Here is a 16645-nt window from a genome sequence, read left to right as displayed (position 1 = left end):
TCCCGTTACAAGTCGCCGAAGAAACGCTTCACACCGTCAAACCAGCCAGTGGCTTTCGGGGAGTGAGAGCTATCGCCTTCAAGCGTTGAGCGGAACTCTTCGAGCAGTTCACGCTGACGACGGCCCAGATTGACCGGAGTCTCGACAGCTACACGGCACATCAAGTCACCCGCACCGCCACCACGTACCGGAGCCACACCTTTACCACGCAAGCGGAACTGCTTGCCGGTCTGGGTACCCTCAGGAATCTTCAGCTTGACGCGGCCATCCAGCGTTGGCACCTCCAGCTCACCGCCCAGTGCGGCATCAGTGAAGCTGATTGGCACTTCGCAGAACAGATGCTTGCCGTCACGCTGGAAGATCGCGTGCTCGCGCACGTTGATCACCACGTACAGGTCGCCCGTAGGCCCACCTTGCGTACCTGCTTCACCTTCGCCGGAAAGACGAATGCGATCACCGGTATCAACCCCAGGCGGTACTTTCACAGCGAGGGTCTTGTACTCTTCGACACGGCCTTCGCCATGGCAGGAGTCGCAAGGATCGGAAATGATCTTGCCGTTGCCGTGGCAACGCGGGCAGGTCTGCTGCACCGAGAAGAAACCTTGCTGCATGCGAACCTGGCCAATACCGCCACAGGTTGGGCAGGTAACAGGCGAGGAACCTTTCTTGGCACCCGAACCGTCACACGGCTTGCAGTTGACCAGCGTCGGAACCCGGATGTTCACCGAGGTACCGCGCACGGCTTCTTCAAGGTTCAGCTCGAGGGTGTAACGCAGATCGCTACCGCGCTGGGCGCCGCCACGACCACCGCCACCACCGCGGCCGCCACCAAAGAAGTCGCTGAATACATCGCCGAAAATGTCGGAGAAGTTCGCACCGCCAGCCCCGCCACCGCCGAAACCGCCGCCACCCATGCTTGGGTCGACGCCTGCATGACCGTACTGGTCGTAAGCCGCGCGCTTGCTGGCGTCCGACAGAACTTCGTAGGCCTCGTTGGCCTCTTTGAAGAGTTCTTCCGACGCTTTATCGTCAGGATTGCGATCAGGGTGATGCTTCATCGCCAGACGACGATAAGCTTTCTTCAGATCTGCCTCGCTGGAGCCTCGCTCCACCCCCAATACTTCGTAATAGTCACGCTTAGCCATAAATTCTTCCGCACTCTTGAGGACGTCCGGCAAAACCCTCCTGAGTTTTGCCAAACTCGTTGAGCCCCATACAGGCCCGGACCCAACTCACGTCAATTCAACGATCCTGGTCTTCATTTCACCGGTCAGGCTGACCGGGAAAGCGGCAGAACAAGCCGCATGCAGGAGCATGACGACCTTGCCACACCGGCTTGCGGTAAATACCGCAGGCCGAAAAAATTTCGTCTGTTCCAGACACGCCAACGCGGGAGCAAGCTCCCGCGCGGCGACATCCTACCAGCGACCGCCCGAAAACGGTCAACTGGCTTGCAAGTGAGCCTGCGCTTACTTGTTTTCTTTAACTTCTTCAAACTCTGCATCGACAACGTCGTCAGCAGGCTTGGCGTCTTCCTTCGCAGCCTGAGCACCGGCTTCCGGTTGCTCTGCCTGCTCGGCGTACATTTTCTGAGCCACTGGCGCAGAAACCTTGGACAGCTCTTCGACTTTGGCGTCGATGGCAGCTTTGTCATCGCCTTTGATAGCGGTTTCCAGAGCAACCAGCGCAGCTTCGATCGCCGTTTTTTCTTCAGCGGTCACTTTGTCGCCAGCATCGGAGATCATTTTGCGAGTCGAGTGAACCAGTGCATCGCCCTGGTTACGCGCGGTCGCCAGCTCTTCGAACTTGCGGTCTTCTTCAGTGTTGGCTTCAGCATCACGAATCATTTGCTGAATTTCTTCGTCCGAAAGACCGGAGTTAGCCTTGATCACGATCGACTGCTGCTTGCCGGTCGCCTTGTCTTTGGCGCCTACGTGCAGGATGCCGTTGGCGTCGATGTCGAAGGTCACTTCGATCTGTGGAACGCCACGTGGTGCTGGTGGAATCTCAGCCAGGTCGAACTTGCCCAGAGACTTGTTCTGACCAGCCTGCTTACGCTCACCTTGCAGCACGTGAATGGTCACGGCGTTCTGGTTGTCGTCGGCAGTGGAGAACACTTGCGATTTCTTGGTAGGAATCGTGGTGTTCTTGTCGATCAGCGCAGTCATCACGCCGCCCATGGTTTCGATACCCAGGGTCAGCGGGCTAACGTCCAGCAGCAGAACGTCTTTAACATCACCGGCCAATACTGCGCCCTGAATAGCGGCACCCATGGCAACTGCTTCGTCCGGGTTAACATCTTTACGAGCTTCTTTGCCGAAGAACTCGGTAACTTTCTGCTGCACCAACGGCATACGAGTCTGGCCACCGACCAGAATCACGTCGTTGATTGCGCTGATGTCGATACCGGAGTCTTTCAACGCGATACGGCAAGGCTCGATGGTGCGCTGAACCAGGTCTTCAACCAGCGATTCCAGCTTGGCGCGCGAGATTTTCACGTTCAAGTGCTTTGGACCGGTCGCGTCTGCAGTGATGTACGGCAGGTTAACGTCGGTCGAATTGCTCGAAGACAGCTCGATTTTGGCTTTCTCAGCGGCTTCTTTCAGACGCTGCATGGCCAGCGGGTCACCCTTGAGGTTCATGCCGCTTTCTTTCTTGAATTCGTCAACGAGGTAGTCGATCAGACGAATGTCGAAGTCTTCACCACCCAGGAACGTGTCGCCGTTGGTTGCCAGAACTTCAAACTGGTGCTCGCCATCAACTTCAGCAATTTCGATGACCGAAACGTCGAAAGTACCGCCACCCAGGTCATAAACGATGACAGTGTGGTCGCCCTTCGCTTTGTCCATACCGTAAGCCAGAGCGGCTGCGGTCGGTTCGTTGATGATACGTTTTACGTCCAGACCGGCAATACGACCGGCGTCTTTGGTCGCCTGACGCTGACTGTCGTTGAAGTAAGCCGGAACGGTGATCACCGCCTCGGTCACTGCTTCGCCCAGATAGTCTTCAGCGGTTTTCTTCATCTTCTTCAGGATTTCAGCAGAAATCTGAGGAGGCGACATTTTCTTGCCGTTGACTTCAACCCACGCATCGCCATTGTCAGCTTTGGCGATTTTGTAAGGGACCATCTGAATGTCTTTCTGAACGACTTCTTCTTCGAACTTACGACCGATCAGACGCTTTACCGCGTACAGCGTGTTGTGCGGATTGGTCACAGCCTGACGCTTGGCCGACTGACCGACGAGGATTTCGCCATCGTTGGCATAAGCAATGATCGAAGGCGTGGTACGAGCGCCTTCGGCGTTCTCCAGAACCTTGACGCTGCCGTTTTCCAGAATGGAGACGCAAGAGTTGGTGGTCCCCAGGTCAATACCGATAATTCTGCCCATCTGTGAATCTCCCGAAATTTTGAATTTGGTTGCCGCAACTGCGTTTACAAATTGCGGTAGCTCTTAAACGCTTGGCCTATAAATGGGGGCCAGACAGCTGATTTCAAGCCTGCTCATCAATTGATGGCTGAACAGGCGATGGTGCCTTGCTGACCACGACCATAGCCGGGCGCAGCAGACGACCATTGAGCTGGTAGCCCTTCTGGAACACTTTCAAAACACTATTTGGTTCAACATCGGCGCTTTCCTGCATGGCCATTGCCTGATGATGCTCGGCATTGAATGGCTGGCCATGGGGATCAATCGCTTCGAGGTGGTAACGCTTGAGTGTGTCGCTAAACATTTTCAGCGTCAGCTCGATACCTTCGCGCATTGGACGAATGCTTTCATCGTCCGGATTGGACAAGTCCAGACCACGCTCAAGGCTGTCCACGATCGGCAACAAGTCACTCGCAAACTTCTCAAGCGCAAACTTGTGAGCTTTTTCTACATCCTGTTCTGCACGGCGGCGGACATTCTGCAAATCCGCAGCCACACGCAGGGACTGGTCCTGAGCCGCGGCCAGTTGCTCTTCGAGCACTTGCACGCGGGTTACCAATTCTTCACCGGAGACTGCTTCGGCAGCCTGGTCCTGGGTCTGCGCATCCAGATTCTGTTCGTCAGCCATAGATTTCTCCTTTCAAGTACGTCCGCGAGCTCAAATCGCGCTTCTGCCCACCTATATGGGAGCGGAATTTTCAGCTTCAAGAGCAGATTTCAGCGAATCGACAAAAGTCCTCACAAACCTTCCGGCCAAAGCCAAGTCCTTATCGCACTTGAACAAATCGCCAAATGGACTAAAAAAAGCGTATCGCCGAACGAATCGAGCTAAATCCGGGCATTGTCATCGACAAATAAAACACTGTATAAATAACCAGACTTATCGCCTGGGAGCCACTCCATGCTGGTGCACCTTTCCGTACATAACTACGCCATCGTTGAACACCTCGATCTCGAGCTGGACCGTGGCATGAGCGTAATCACCGGTGAGACCGGGGCAGGCAAATCGATCATGCTCGATGCCCTTGGCCTGACTCTGGGCGACAGAGCCGACAGCGGCGTGGTTCGCCCCGGCGCAGATAAGGCAGACATTCTCGCGACGTTCGACCTGATCGACATTCCTGAAGCACAGGCCTGGCTCAAGGAGCGCGACCTGGACAATGACGGTCCGTGCATCCTGCGCCGGGTTATTACGGCCGAGGGACGCTCGCGCTCCTACATCAATGGCACGCCCTGCCCCCAGGGTGACTTGAAGGCACTGGGCGAACTGCTGATCGATATTCACAGCCAGCACGAGCATCAGTCTCTGCTCAAGACCGACACCCATCGACGCCTGCTGGACGAATACGCGGGCGCGACTGATCTGGCTCGCCAGGTACAACTGGCTGCCCAACGCTGGCGCCAGACCCGCCAGGAACTGGACAGGCTCTCTAACTCCGGCGACGAGCAACGTGCACGTCATCAGTTGCTGAGCTATCAGCTTGAAGAGCTGGAAAGCCTCAGCCTGGGCGAAAACGAACTGGAGCAACTCGAGCAAGAACAGAAAACCCTGACCAATGCCGAAAGTCTGCTGAGCATTTGCCGTCAGGTTGTCGAGCAATGCAGCGAAAACGATTCTGGCAATGTGTTGAATGCCTTGACTGCCAGCCTGCATCGCCTGGGCAGCGTCAATGATTCGCCGACCGCCTTGAGCGAAGCGACCAATCTGCTGTCCAGTGCACAGATTCAGGTAGAAGAAGCCGTTGGTGAGCTCAATCGCTTCCTGGATCATTTCGACGCCGATCCTGCGCGCCTGCAGCACCTTGAAGAACGTCTGGACGCGATCTACACACTGGCACGCAAGCATCGCATCCAGCCGACTGAAGTCGCGACGCTCCAACAGAAGCTACTGGACGAAATCGAAACACTGAATGCCAACGACGAAGCAATCGAGCGACTGGAAAATGAATTGTCGTCGTTCGCCCGTCACTATAAGGAAAAGGCCCGGGAACTGAGCGACCTGCGCCATCGCGCAGCGCCGGAACTGGCAGCTGCCGTGGAGCATGAAATCCAGCGCCTCGGCATGCCGGGCGGGCGATTCAGCATCGAGCTGAAGGCCAACCCTGAAAAAGAATTGCTGCCCAACGGCCTTGAGCAGGTTGAATTGCTGGTCAGCGCCAACCCTGGGCAGCCGTTGAAAGCATTGGCAAAAGTGGCTTCGGGCGGCGAGCTATCCCGGATCAGTCTGGCCATTCAGGTGATCACCGCGCAGACATCTCGAGTCCCGACGCTGGTATTCGACGAAGTGGATGTCGGGATCGGCGGCCCAACGGCCGAGATCGTTGGCCAGCTATTGCGTCGCCTGGGTGATCGCGGTCAGGTCATGACCGTGACGCACTTGCCACAAGTCGCCGCGCAGGGGCATCAGCATCTGTTTGTTCACAAGGTCCGCGACAGCGAAGCCACGCGCACCGCTGTTTCAAAACTGAGCAAGAACGAACGTATAGAAGAAGTCGCAAGGATGCTGGGCGGGATCGACCTGACGAAAGAGTCTCTGGCCCATGCGAAGAAAATGGTGGTGACCGCGAAGAGCTGATGGCTATCGCTTCAGTACAGGACCAAACTCCCGAATAATTCGGTCTCAAAGGTCACTGCGAGCTGCGGGAAATGGTTATCCCGTGCGAATTCATTCGCGAATGGGCCGGTACATTCGCCACATTTTGCGTCGGAAGGAATGCCGTCTTCGCGAATGAATTCGCACACAGATTTAGGCCCCTAACACCTTCTCACATCCAAAAACGCACAAAGGCGACCCTAGGGTCGCCTTTGCTGTTGCGTCAAAAAAGATTTAAGCCTTTTTATTGCGCACGTACAGCACCAAATTGTGATCCACCAAATCGAAACCGTGCCGCTCGACAATCGCCTTCTGAAGCTTTTCGATTTCTTCGTCGAAGAATTCGATCACTTCTCCGGATTCCACGTTGACCATATGGTCGTGGTGGCCGCCGTCAGCCAGTTCGAACACCGCATGTCCACCGTCGAAATTGTGGCGAACCACTAATCCGGCAGCTTCGAATTGGGTCAGGACACGGTAAACCGTGGCCAGTCCGACGTCCTCGCTAGCTTCCATCAGTGCCTTGTAAACATCCTCGGCACTCATGTGGCGCTGCTCGGCGGAATCGAGCATCTGTAGTATTTTGACCCGTGGCAGGGTCACTTTAAGTCCGGCTTTTCGTAGTTCGCTATTTTCAACCATGGTCAGCTTTCTCGCAGACGCTGCTTCGCAGCTTCTCTTAATGCAGGTATGATCGGGGTTTACGTTGTCCCAGCCAAGATAGTGGAAGTCGCCCACCGATGCAAAACACCAAGCTCCTGCTAACCAGTTTCACCCTTGTGGGACTGCTCGCACTCGCCGGTTGTTCATTCCCCGGGGTTTACAAAATCGACATCCAGCAAGGCAATGTCGTCACGCAGGACATGATAGACCAGTTAAGGCCGGGAATGACCCGACGGCAAGTACGGTTTATCATGGGCAACCCTCTGCTGACCGACACTTTCCATGCCGATCGCTGGGATTACCTGTACAGCTTGCAGCCTGGTGGCGGTGAACGTCAGCAAGAGCGTGTGTCGCTGATCTTCAACGGCAACGACCAATTGGTCAGTCTGTCGGGTGACTTCATGCCTGGCGTGAGCCGCGACGAAGCCATTCTCGGCAAAGACGGTAATTCCACAGCCACGCCAGAGCAGCCGAAAGAAGAACCGGCCAAGCCAGGTTCGCTGCTTGATCAGATCCAGAAGGACGTCGACAAAGTCGAGACAGTCCCTGTTCCGACTCAGGAACCACTGGACACCTCGCCGCAGTAAGCAATTACCGCAGGCACAAAAAAGCCCGGCATGCCGGGCTTTTTGCTGTCTGTGATTCGTTAAAGCAGTGGGCCTAGCGCTCACTCGCCTGCCGAGCCTTGGCTGCTTTAGCAGCTCGCAAGCGCCGAACTTCTTTCGGATCAGCCAGCAGCGGACGATAGATCTCAATTCGGTCGCCCTGCTCAAGAGCACGCTCGCGGCTTACAACCTTACCGAAGATCCCCACCGGGCAATTCGCCAGATCCATTTCGGGAAATTCGTTACGAACGCCTGAGAGCAGCAATGCCTGTTGAACAGTTGAACCTGCCGGGACCTCGACAGCCTGCAAAAGCTGTCGATCTACACCGGCGTGCATCACCTCAATCGTGATGATCGCCTCAGACATGCAACTCTTTCGCTCGCTGGCAGAACGCATCCACCAACGTATTAGCCGCCTGATTGAACAAAGGCCCAAGGGTGGCACGCACGATAGGGCCAGCGTAATCGAAGGAAAGATCGAGGCTGATCTTGCAGGCTTTCTCGCCCAGCGCCTTGAACGTCCAGACGCCATGCAACTGCTCGAATGGCCCTTCGACCAGATCCATCACGATGGACTGCCCCGGCACCAGCGTGTTTTTCGTAACAAAATGCTGGCTCAGGCCGCCTTTAGCGATCTCCAGGCTGGCACGCATGTGCTCCTCGCTCGCCTCAAGCACCTTGGAGGCAGAGCACCAGGGCAAGAATTCCGAATAGCGCTCCACATCATTGACCAGGTCATAGAGATCCTTGGCCGGATAGGGCAAAAGAGCGGAACGTTGAATATGCGTAGTCATGTCAGCGTCAATTCCAAAGCTGCGCGGCAGATACTACAAGAATGCCGAACGGCGCCACATAGCGCATCAAAAAAACGTCAAAGCAAGGAGCGCCAAGGCTCGTCACCCAACCTGCGGATACTGCAAACACACGTCACCGTGGTGAACAGCGTGATGAACAAATCGACCTGGCGAGCCAGCATCGGTTCGAATGAAATATTAGTCACCTTTGCTTCAGGGCCAGAAATACTGGGTAGAAGCAGGCGCATTGTCCGGGATTAAATCATCGTGCTCAAGCGTGCAGCTTCCCATAGCCGACTTTGAAGCGAGTCCCTATAATGCGTCGCCTATGGCTAAGCTCAAGAAACACCCTACAGGGACCATCGCGCAAAATAAAAAGGCGCGTCACGATTACTTCATCGAACACAAGTTCGAGGCCGGTCTGGTCCTGGCTGGTTGGGAAGTAAAAAGTCTGCGTGCCAACAAGGTACAGCTGGTCGACAGTTACGTGCTGCTAAAAGACGGTGAGGCCTGGCTGATGGGTAGCCACATTTCGCCGTTGACGACTGCCAGCACGCACGTCATCGCTGACCCGACACGCACCCGTAAACTGCTGCTGAACCAGCGCGAGCTTGAAAAGCTGACGTCGTCTGTACAGCAGAAAGGCTATGCCTGCGTGGCTCTTTCCCTTTACTGGAAGCAGCACTTGATCAAGTGCGAAATCGCTCTGGGCAAAGGTAAAAAGGAATACGACAAGCGCCATACCGAGCGTGAACGTGATTCCGATCGCGAGCTGCAACGTGCCGTGCGGACCAAGGGTAAGGATGATTAGGCTTAGCGCCTGATTCCTCCTGCCCTGCCGGCTTGAACGGTAGGAGCGAATTCATTCGCGAAGAGGCCAGTACAGTCGATAAACCTTCATCGGCTGTACACACGCTTTCGCGAATGAATTCGCTCCCACCGGTTTAGCGTCAACTCACATCCCGTTACGCCGCTCAGCCCGAGCCGTGCGCTGCGCCCGCTGTCGCACTTCCTCCAGCACTTCCTGCACATACAGCAAATGGATTGGCGTGCCGTGCGGACCAAGGGTAAAGATGATTAAGCGTAAATCCCCGTGGGAGCGAATTCATTCGCGAAGAGGCCAGTACAGTCGATAAACCTTCATCGGCTGGACGTACGCTTTCGCGAATGAATTCGCTCCCACAGGTTTAGCACCGTACTGGTTTAGCCGAAATCACATTCTATTACGCCGCTCAGCCCGAGCCGTGCGCTGCGCCCGCTGTCGCACTTCCTGCACATACAGCAAATGGATTGGCGTGCCGTGCGGACCAAGGGCAAGGATGATTAATTAAGCGTAAATCTCAGTGGGAGCGAATTCATTCGCGAAGAGGCCAGTACAGTCGATAAACCTTCATCGGCTGTACACACGCTTTCGCGAATGAATTCGCTCCCACAGGTTTAGCGCCAAATCACATCCCGTTACGCCGCTCAGCCCGAGCCGTGCGCTGCGCCTGCTGCCGCACCTCTTCCAGGACTTCTTGCACATACAGCAAATGGCGACTGGAAATATCACGGGCATCGTCCGCGCGTCCTTCGATAATCGCTGTGTATAACTCCCGGTGCTGACTGATCAGCATGTCGCGGGTTTCGCTGCGCTGTTTGTACATCCCGCCAATATTAGTCACCACGTTGCGCTTGAGCAGATCGAATAGCCCGCGGATGGTGTGCAGCAAAATGGCGTTATGACTGGCTTCAGCAATGGCCATGTGAAAGCTGGCATCCGCCGCGCCCTCCTCCGCTCGACTGACCTCCCCCTCGCGCCCATAACAATCCTGCAACGTGTCGAACGCTAACCGCAAACGCTCGCGATCCACATCCGTCGCACGCATGGCCGCGTAATAAGCGCAGGACGCCTCAAGCGTATGACGAAACTCCAGCAAGTCGCGCTGCGCATCCGGGCTGCTTTCCAGCAGATGCAGCAGCGGATCACTAAAGGTCGAACCAATGTTTTCCACCACATAATTGCCGCCGCCCTGACGGCTCATCAACAAGCCCTTGGCGGTCAGTTTCTGAATCGCTTCGCGCAGGGAGGGCCGGGAAACACCAAATTGCTCGGCAAGCAAACGCTCGGCAGGCAGACGACCGCCCGATTTCAACGTGCCCTCAAGAATCATTCGTTCAAGCTGCTCGACAATATCGTCGGACAAACGGCGCTGACGCACCTGATCAAAGCCCATCACTTTCACTCCACTCCCCGATCATATTGTCGGGCCCGCGTATTCTGGCTCATTGCCGCCCTTCAAGCACCCGCCAGATGCCGGCTGAAAAGCCGGATCAGCAGCGCATTTCACAGGGTCTCCTACGAAAGTCGCACCACCGCAAATTGACACATCAATAGCAACGCTTCTACGCTAGCGACCAGACATTGTAAATTGGTATTACCAATTATCCAATGCCAGCGTCAGCAGCTACTCTCTACTGCGCTGCAAGAACCTTTCGGGATGAAGAAAGGCTTGAACTGGTGAGCTGTGCGATTCGTTCGTCAGCATCGGCAAGACGTCCGCCACTCAGGGCGTAAGACCGAAGCCTCGCACGTAAGACACGGAATACCGGGCCTATCCAAAAACAATTAGGGGCCTCCCATATGCAAACCTGGCAACAGCTCTACACACCCTTGGGCAGTCTTGGCCTATCGGCCGCCGCTGCACTCATACCCATCGTGTTTTTCTTTCTGGCATTGGCCGTCTTCAGGCTCAAAGGGCACATCGCTGGCAGCATTACGCTGGCGCTATCGGTGCTGGTCGCGATCTTTGCGTTCCAAATGCCGGCCGGCATGGCGCTCGCGGCCGCTGGATATGGGTTTGCGTACGGGCTGTGGCCCATCGCATGGATCATCGTGGCTGCGGTATTCCTCTACAAACTGACCGTCAAAAGCGGACAGTTCGAGATCATCCGCAGCTCGGTCATGTCCATTACCGATGACCAGCGCCTGCAAGTGCTGTTGATCGCGTTCTGTTTTGGGGCCTTTCTGGAAGGTGCGGCAGGCTTCGGTGCACCGGTGGCAATCACCGCCGCCTTGCTCGTCGGCCTCGGTCTGAACCCGCTGTATGCGGCAGGCCTGTGCCTGATCGCCAACACCGCGCCGGTCGCGTTCGGAGCCTTGGGGATTCCGGTAATCGTGGCGGGTCAGGTTTCAGGCCTCGACCCGTTCAAGATTGGCGCCATGGCGGGTCGGCAATTACCGTTCCTGTCGGTGTTTGTGCCGTTCTGGCTGATGTTCATGATGGACGGCGCCAAAGGCGTCAAAGAAACCTGGCCCGCCGCACTGGTCGCAGGCCTGAGCTTCGGGATTACCCAATACCTGACCTCCAACTACATTGGCCCGGAACTGCCGGACATCACTTCGGCACTGGTGAGCATGGTCGCACTGACCTTTTTCCTTAAAGTCTGGCAGCCCAAAAAATCGGGTGAGACCGTCGTCAGCAGCTCCGGCGGCGCAGCAGTCATGGGCAACCCTGGCAGTTTCAATCAACCGCGCTCCTCGGTTAAATCGCCCTACACCATGGGCCAAATCTTCAAGGCCTGGTCGCCGTTTCTGATCCTCACCGTGATGGTCACCATCTGGACGCTGAAGCCCTTCAAGGCAATGTTTCTGGCCGGTGGCGCCATGCAGGCGTGGACGATGAACATCCCTATTCCGTACCTCGACCAACTGGTGATGAAAACCGCGCCTATCGTTGCCACCGCGACTGCCATGCCTGCGGTGTACAAGTTCGACCTGATCGCAGCGTCGGGTACGGCGATTCTGTTCTCCGCCATCCTCGCAATGATCGTGTTGCGGATCACGCCGAGCACCGGTCTGACTACGTTCAAAGAAACCCTGAAAGAACTGCGCTGGGCCATCGTGTCCATCGGCATGGTGCTGGCCTTTGCCTTCGTCATGAACTACTCGGGCATGTCCTCGACGCTGGCGTTGGTACTGGCGGGCACCGGCGCAGCCTTCCCGTTCTTCTCGCCATTCCTGGGTTGGCTGGGCGTATTTCTGACCGGCTCGGACACCTCGTCCAACGCGTTGTTTGGCTCATTGCAAGCGACAACCGCGCATCAGGTGGGCGTCAGTGATGTGCTGATGGTTGCGGCCAACTCTACCGGTGGCGTGACGGGCAAGATGATTTCCCCGCAGTCCATTGCCGTTGCCTGCGCCGCAACCGGGCTGGTGGGCAAGGAATCCGACCTGTTCCGTTTCACCCTCAAGCACAGCATTTTCTTCGCCACCATCATCGGCTGCATGACCTACGCCCAGGCGTACTGGTTCACCGGCATGCTGGTGCACTGATGAAACAAGCGCCGGGCGCACTCAGCGCGCCCGGCTGCCCACTTACTCAAGTTGTGAGAGCCCATGATTATTTCCGCCTCCACTGACTATCGCGCAGCCGCGCAACGCAAGCTGCCGCCGTTCCTGTTTCACTACGCTGACGGCGGCGCTTACGCCGAGCACACCTTGCGCCACAACGTCTCGGACCTTGCCAGCATTGCCTTGCGCCAGCGCGTCCTGAAAAACATGTCCGAACTGAATCTGGAAACCTCGCTGTTTGGCGAAACCATGAGCATGCCCATGGCCTTGGCGCCCATCGGGTTGTGCGGCATGTACGCCCGCCGAGGCGAAGTACAGGCAGCGCGCGCGGCCGCCAGCAAAGGTATCCCGTTCACCTTGTCCACCGTGTCGGTCTGCCCGATTGAAGAAGTCGCTCCCGCCATCGACCGCCCCATCTGGTTTCAGCTCTACGTGCTCAAGGACCGCGGCTTCATGCGCAACGCCCTGGAGCGCGCCAAAGCCGCCGGGGTCAAAACGCTGGTGTTCACCGTGGACATGCCGGTCCCGGGCGCGCGCTACCGTGACGCCCATCACGGCATGAGCGGCGCGAACGGCCCGATGCGCCGCGTGCTGCAAGCCATGACCCATCCTCAATGGGCGTGGGACGTCGGCGTCAACGGCCGCCCCCACGACCTGGGCAACATCTCGACCTACCGTGGTAACCCGACCGGCCTTGCCGACTATATTGGCTGGCTGGGCAACAACTTCGATCCGTCCATTTCCTGGAAGGATCTAGAGTGGATCCGCGACACCTGGGACGGCCCCATGCTGATCAAGGGCATTCTGGACCCGGAAGACGCCCGCGACGCCGTGAAATTCGGCGCTGACGGCATCATTGTGTCCAACCACGGCGGCCGCCAGCTCGACGGCGTTCTGTCCAGCGCTCGCGCCCTGCCCGCCATCGCCGACGCCGTAAAAGGCGATCTCAAGATCCTCGCTGATTCCGGTATCCGCAGCGGGCTGGACGTAGTGCGCATGATCGCCCTCGGTGCCGACGCCGTACTGATCGGCCGCGCGTTCATTTACGCCCTGGCCACCCACGGCGAGGCTGGCGTGAAGAACCTGCTCGACCTGTTCGAAAAAGAGATGCGCGTATCCATGGTGCTGACCGGGGCCAAATCCATAAGCGAGATTTCCCGGGATTCCCTTGTCCGTGAATTGGGCGTCTGAGCTCATGCATCAAAACGTACGCGGCACGCCAGATGCCGCGACGTCGCTAATCCTTAAAACCTGAGCCCCTGACTGCCTGAGGAAGACCGCATGAGCCTCCCTGCCTCCTTCCTGACCGAAGCCAACCGCTTGATCCCCGCCAATCGCCGCTTCGACGATCCGCTTTCAACATTGGCCTTCGGCACCGACGCGAGTTTTTACCGGCTGATTCCCAAGCTTGTGATCCGCGTTGAATCAGAAGACGAAGTCATCGCCTTACTCAAACTGGCCCAGCGCGAAAAAGTCCCGGTGACCTTTCGCGCCGCAGGCACCAGCCTCTCCGGCCAGGCCATCAGCGACTCGGTGCTGTTGGTATTGGGCGACAACTGGAACGACCGTGAAGTGCGCGAGCACGGCACGCAAATCCGCCTGCAACCGGGCGTTATCGGTGCGCAAGCCAACGCCTGGCTCGCACCCTATGGCCGCAAGATCGGCCCGGACCCGGCCTCAATCAACGCCTGCAAAATCGGCGGCATCGTCGCCAACAACGCCAGCGGCATGTGCTGCGGCACGGCGCAAAATACTTACCACACCCTCGCAGGGATCCGCGTGGTATTGGCCGACGGCACACTGATCGACACAGAAGACCCGAACAGCGTTGCGGCCTTTCGTGTCAGCCATGCCGACTTGCTGGAAGAACTGGCCAGACTGGGCCGTGGAACCCGCGCCAACACCGACCTGGCCGCAAAGATTCGCCACAAATACCGCCTGAAAAATACTACAGGCCTGTCACTCAACGCCCTGGTGGATTTCGATGAGCCGCTGGATATCCTCAGCCACCTATTGGTCGGGTCCGAGGGCACGCTGGGTTTTATAAGTGCGGTGACCTACGACACCGTCATCGACCATCCCAACAAAGCCTCAGCATTGATCGTCTTCCCGGACGTAGAAACCTGCTGCAACGCCGTCACCGTCCTGAAAAGCCAGCCCGTGGCCGCCGTGGAATTACTCGACCGACGCAGCATACGCTCGGTGCAGGACAAACCCGGCATGCCCGCTTTCGTACGTGAACTGTCGGCAAATGCCTGCGCGCTGTTGATCGAAGCCCGCGCCGCCTCGCGCCCTTTACTGCATGAACAACTGGCGCAGATCATGGCCTCGCTGACATCTTTTCCAGTGGAGAAACAAGTCGACTTCACCGAAGACCCGCTGGAAAACGCTCGTCTGTGGGCCATTCGCAAAGACACCTTTCCCGCCGTCGGCGCAGTCCGCCAGACCGGCACCACGGTGATCATCGAAGACGTCACCTTCCCCGTCGAGCAACTGGCCATCGGCGTGCGGCGCCTCATCGCGCTGTTCGACAAACACCACTACGACGAAGCCATCCTGTTCGGCCACGCGCTGGAAGGTAACCTGCACTTCGTCTTCACCCAGGGCTTCAACAACCCTGAAGAAGTCGCCCGCTATCAGGCGTTCATGGAAGACGTCGCGCAACTCGTGGCCGTTGAATTTGGCGGCTCGCTCAAAGCCGAACACGGCACCGGGCGCAACATGGCGCCCTTCGTCGAACTGGAATGGGGCCACGACGCCTATCAACTGATGTGGCAACTCAAACGGCTGCTTGACCCCAACGGCATTCTCAACCCGGACGTGGTGTTGAGCACCGATCCGCAGATCCACCTCAAGCACCTGAAACCACTGCCAGCCGCCGATGAAATCGTCGACAAATGCATCGAGTGTGGTTTCTGCGAACCGGTCTGCCCTTCCAAAGGCCTGACCCTCAGCCCACGGCAACGCATCGTCATCTGGCGCGACATTCAGAAGCGGAAACGTGCAGGCATCAACACCGACGAGCTGGAAAAGGCCTACCACTATCAAGGCATCGAAACCTGCGCCGCCACCGGCCTGTGTGCGCAACGCTGCCCCGTCGGCATCAATACCGGCGAACTGATCAAAAAGCTGCGCAGCCAGGAAGCCAGTCACACACAAGCCGCAGGCTGGATGGCTAATCACTTCAAAACCATGCTGCAAGGTGCGCGCTTCACCCTGCACGCCGCCAATGGCGCACGCATGCTGCTGGGCGCGCCACGCCTGGCAAAAATATCCGCCGCGCTCAGCAAAGCCTCCGCCGGGCGCGTGCCCCAGTGGTCCCCCGCCATGCCGCAGCCCGAACAAGCGATTCGCTTCAGCCCGCCCATCGAGGACAAACGCCCACGCGTGGTCTATCTCGCCGCCTGCGTGTCGCGGGTCATGGGCCCTGCTGCCGGGGACAAAGAGCAAATGTCACTGATGGATAAAACCCGTGGCCTGCTGGAAAAAGCCGGCTACCAAGTGGTGTTCCCAGAAAATCAGGACAACCTGTGCTGCGGTCAGCCTTTTGCGTCAAAAGGTTACAAAGAACAGGCCGACGACAAGCGCCAGCAACTGCTCGCTGCACTGAGCAAAGCCAGTCGCGGCGGGCTCGACCCGATCTACTGCGACACCAGCCCGTGCACCTTGCGCCTGATGGAAAACCTCAAAGACACACGCCTGGACCTATACGATCCCGTGCGTTTCATCCGCACGCATCTGCTCGACAAACTGACCTTCACCCCCCAGCAAGAACCCATCGCCGTACACGTCACCTGCAGCACCCAGCATCTGGGCGAAAGCCAGGCACTGATTGAGCTGGCGCGCCTGTGCAGCATGAACGTGGTCATCCCGGAAGGCATTCATTGCTGCGGCTTTGCGGGGGATAAAGGCTTCACCACCCCAGAGCTGAACGCCCACTCACTGCGCACCCTTAAAGACGCCGTCCAGCACTGCAATGAAGGCATCTCCACCAGCCGCACCTGCGAGATTGGCCTGTCGCAACATGGCGGGATCGACTACCACGGGCTGGTCTATCTGGTAGATTGCGTCACACAGCCGAAAATCGGCTGATCACAACACAGCGGCGGCAATCGCCCCATTTTGGTGCCTATATAGCGAAATATGGCTTTTTCACATGAGACTGTAAATTAAATAGAACCCCTGCGTTTGCGCACAGTCAGTCTAGTAAGCCCGCCAATCTGAGCAGG

General features: G+C 57.4%; 13 protein-coding genes and 1 pseudogene. 6 read left to right on the top strand and 8 right to left on the bottom strand.

Features of this window, described 5'->3' with window-relative positions; all coding sequences use genetic code 11:
* Positions 1-5: 5 nt before the first annotated feature.
* The 3 genes from dnaJ to grpE form a co-directional block, all read right to left on the bottom strand.
* On the bottom strand, positions 6-1145 hold the full coding sequence (dnaJ, locus tag KDX30_RS12240; protein WP_027900311.1) for a molecular chaperone DnaJ: 1140 nt from the start codon (positions 1143-1145) through the stop codon (positions 6-8).
* A 324-nt stretch (positions 1146-1469) separates the two neighbouring features.
* Positions 1470-3389: a molecular chaperone DnaK gene (dnaK, locus tag KDX30_RS12235; RefSeq protein WP_027900310.1), complete on the bottom strand. Its 1920-nt coding sequence runs from the start codon at positions 3387-3389 to the stop codon at positions 1470-1472.
* Between the two features lie 103 nt (positions 3390-3492).
* The gene (gene grpE, locus KDX30_RS12230; RefSeq protein WP_027900309.1) at positions 3493-4056 is read right to left on the bottom strand and encodes a nucleotide exchange factor GrpE; all 564 of its coding nucleotides are present in this window, start codon (positions 4054-4056) and stop codon (positions 3493-3495) included.
* 273 nt (positions 4057-4329) lie between these two features.
* Here grpE and recN point away from each other — a divergent pair, with 273 nt between their 5' ends.
* A complete protein-coding gene (gene recN / locus KDX30_RS12225; RefSeq protein ID WP_099268121.1) occupies positions 4330-6003 on the top strand; it encodes a DNA repair protein RecN in 1674 nt (557 codons plus the stop codon).
* A 252-nt stretch (positions 6004-6255) separates the two neighbouring features.
* On the opposite strand, the gene fur is transcribed toward recN, so the two are convergent.
* Positions 6256-6663, bottom strand: a complete 408-nt coding sequence (gene fur, locus KDX30_RS12220; protein ID WP_002555142.1) for a ferric iron uptake transcriptional regulator — start codon at positions 6661-6663, stop codon at positions 6256-6258.
* A gap of 98 nt (positions 6664-6761) precedes the next feature.
* Between fur and KDX30_RS12215 the strand changes: the two genes are divergently transcribed.
* Positions 6762-7271, top strand: a complete 510-nt coding sequence (locus KDX30_RS12215; protein ID WP_231675970.1) for an outer membrane protein assembly factor BamE — start codon at positions 6762-6764, stop codon at positions 7269-7271.
* 73 nt (positions 7272-7344) lie between these two features.
* On the opposite strand, the gene KDX30_RS12210 is transcribed toward KDX30_RS12215, so the two are convergent.
* Together KDX30_RS12210 and KDX30_RS12205 are read right to left on the bottom strand one after the other, a co-directional pair.
* Entirely contained in the window at positions 7345-7656 is a 312-nt protein-coding gene (locus KDX30_RS12210) for an RnfH family protein (RefSeq protein WP_231675969.1), read from the bottom strand.
* Positions 7649-8083 carry a type II toxin-antitoxin system RatA family toxin gene (locus KDX30_RS12205; protein WP_027901441.1) on the bottom strand — a complete coding sequence of 145 codons (435 nt, stop codon included), beginning with the start codon at positions 8081-8083 and terminating at the stop codon, positions 7649-7651. Before KDX30_RS12205 ends, KDX30_RS12210 begins: the two co-directional genes overlap by 8 nt.
* Before the next feature lie 328 nt (positions 8084-8411).
* On the opposite strand from KDX30_RS12205, the gene smpB reads away from it, so the two are divergent.
* Positions 8412-8894, top strand: coding sequence for an SsrA-binding protein SmpB (gene smpB, locus KDX30_RS12200; protein ID WP_027901440.1), 483 nt, complete (start codon positions 8412-8414; stop codon positions 8892-8894).
* Between the two features lie 144 nt (positions 8895-9038).
* On the opposite strand, the pseudogene KDX30_RS12195 reads toward smpB, so the two are convergent.
* Together KDX30_RS12195 and KDX30_RS12190 are read right to left on the bottom strand one after the other, a co-directional pair.
* Positions 9039-9125: pseudogene (locus KDX30_RS12195) on the bottom strand (GntR family transcriptional regulator); the annotation flags it as partial.
* A gap of 406 nt (positions 9126-9531) precedes the next feature.
* Positions 9532-10299: a GntR family transcriptional regulator gene (locus tag KDX30_RS12190; protein ID WP_027901439.1), complete on the bottom strand. Its 768-nt coding sequence runs from the start codon at positions 10297-10299 to the stop codon at positions 9532-9534.
* Between the two features lie 407 nt (positions 10300-10706).
* Here KDX30_RS12190 and KDX30_RS12185 point away from each other — a divergent pair, with 407 nt between their 5' ends.
* From KDX30_RS12185 to KDX30_RS12175, 3 genes are all read left to right on the top strand, one after another.
* Complete coding sequence (locus KDX30_RS12185) at positions 10707-12398, top strand: lactate permease LctP family transporter (protein ID WP_231675968.1); 1692 nt, start codon at positions 10707-10709, stop codon at positions 12396-12398.
* A gap of 63 nt (positions 12399-12461) precedes the next feature.
* Positions 12462-13607, top strand: coding sequence for an FMN-dependent L-lactate dehydrogenase LldD (lldD, locus tag KDX30_RS12180; protein WP_231675966.1), 1146 nt, complete (start codon positions 12462-12464; stop codon positions 13605-13607).
* Between the two features lie 90 nt (positions 13608-13697).
* Positions 13698-16508, top strand: coding sequence for an FAD-binding and (Fe-S)-binding domain-containing protein (locus tag KDX30_RS12175; protein WP_231675961.1), 2811 nt, complete (start codon positions 13698-13700; stop codon positions 16506-16508).
* Positions 16509-16645: the final 137 nt, after the last annotated feature.

Source organism: Pseudomonas quasicaspiana (assembly GCF_021147825.1).
Lineage (GTDB): Bacteria > Pseudomonadota > Gammaproteobacteria > Pseudomonadales > Pseudomonadaceae > Aquipseudomonas > Aquipseudomonas quasicaspiana.
Note: the sequence above shows the minus strand (reverse complement) of the source record. Positions and strands in the feature narration are given on the sequence as shown.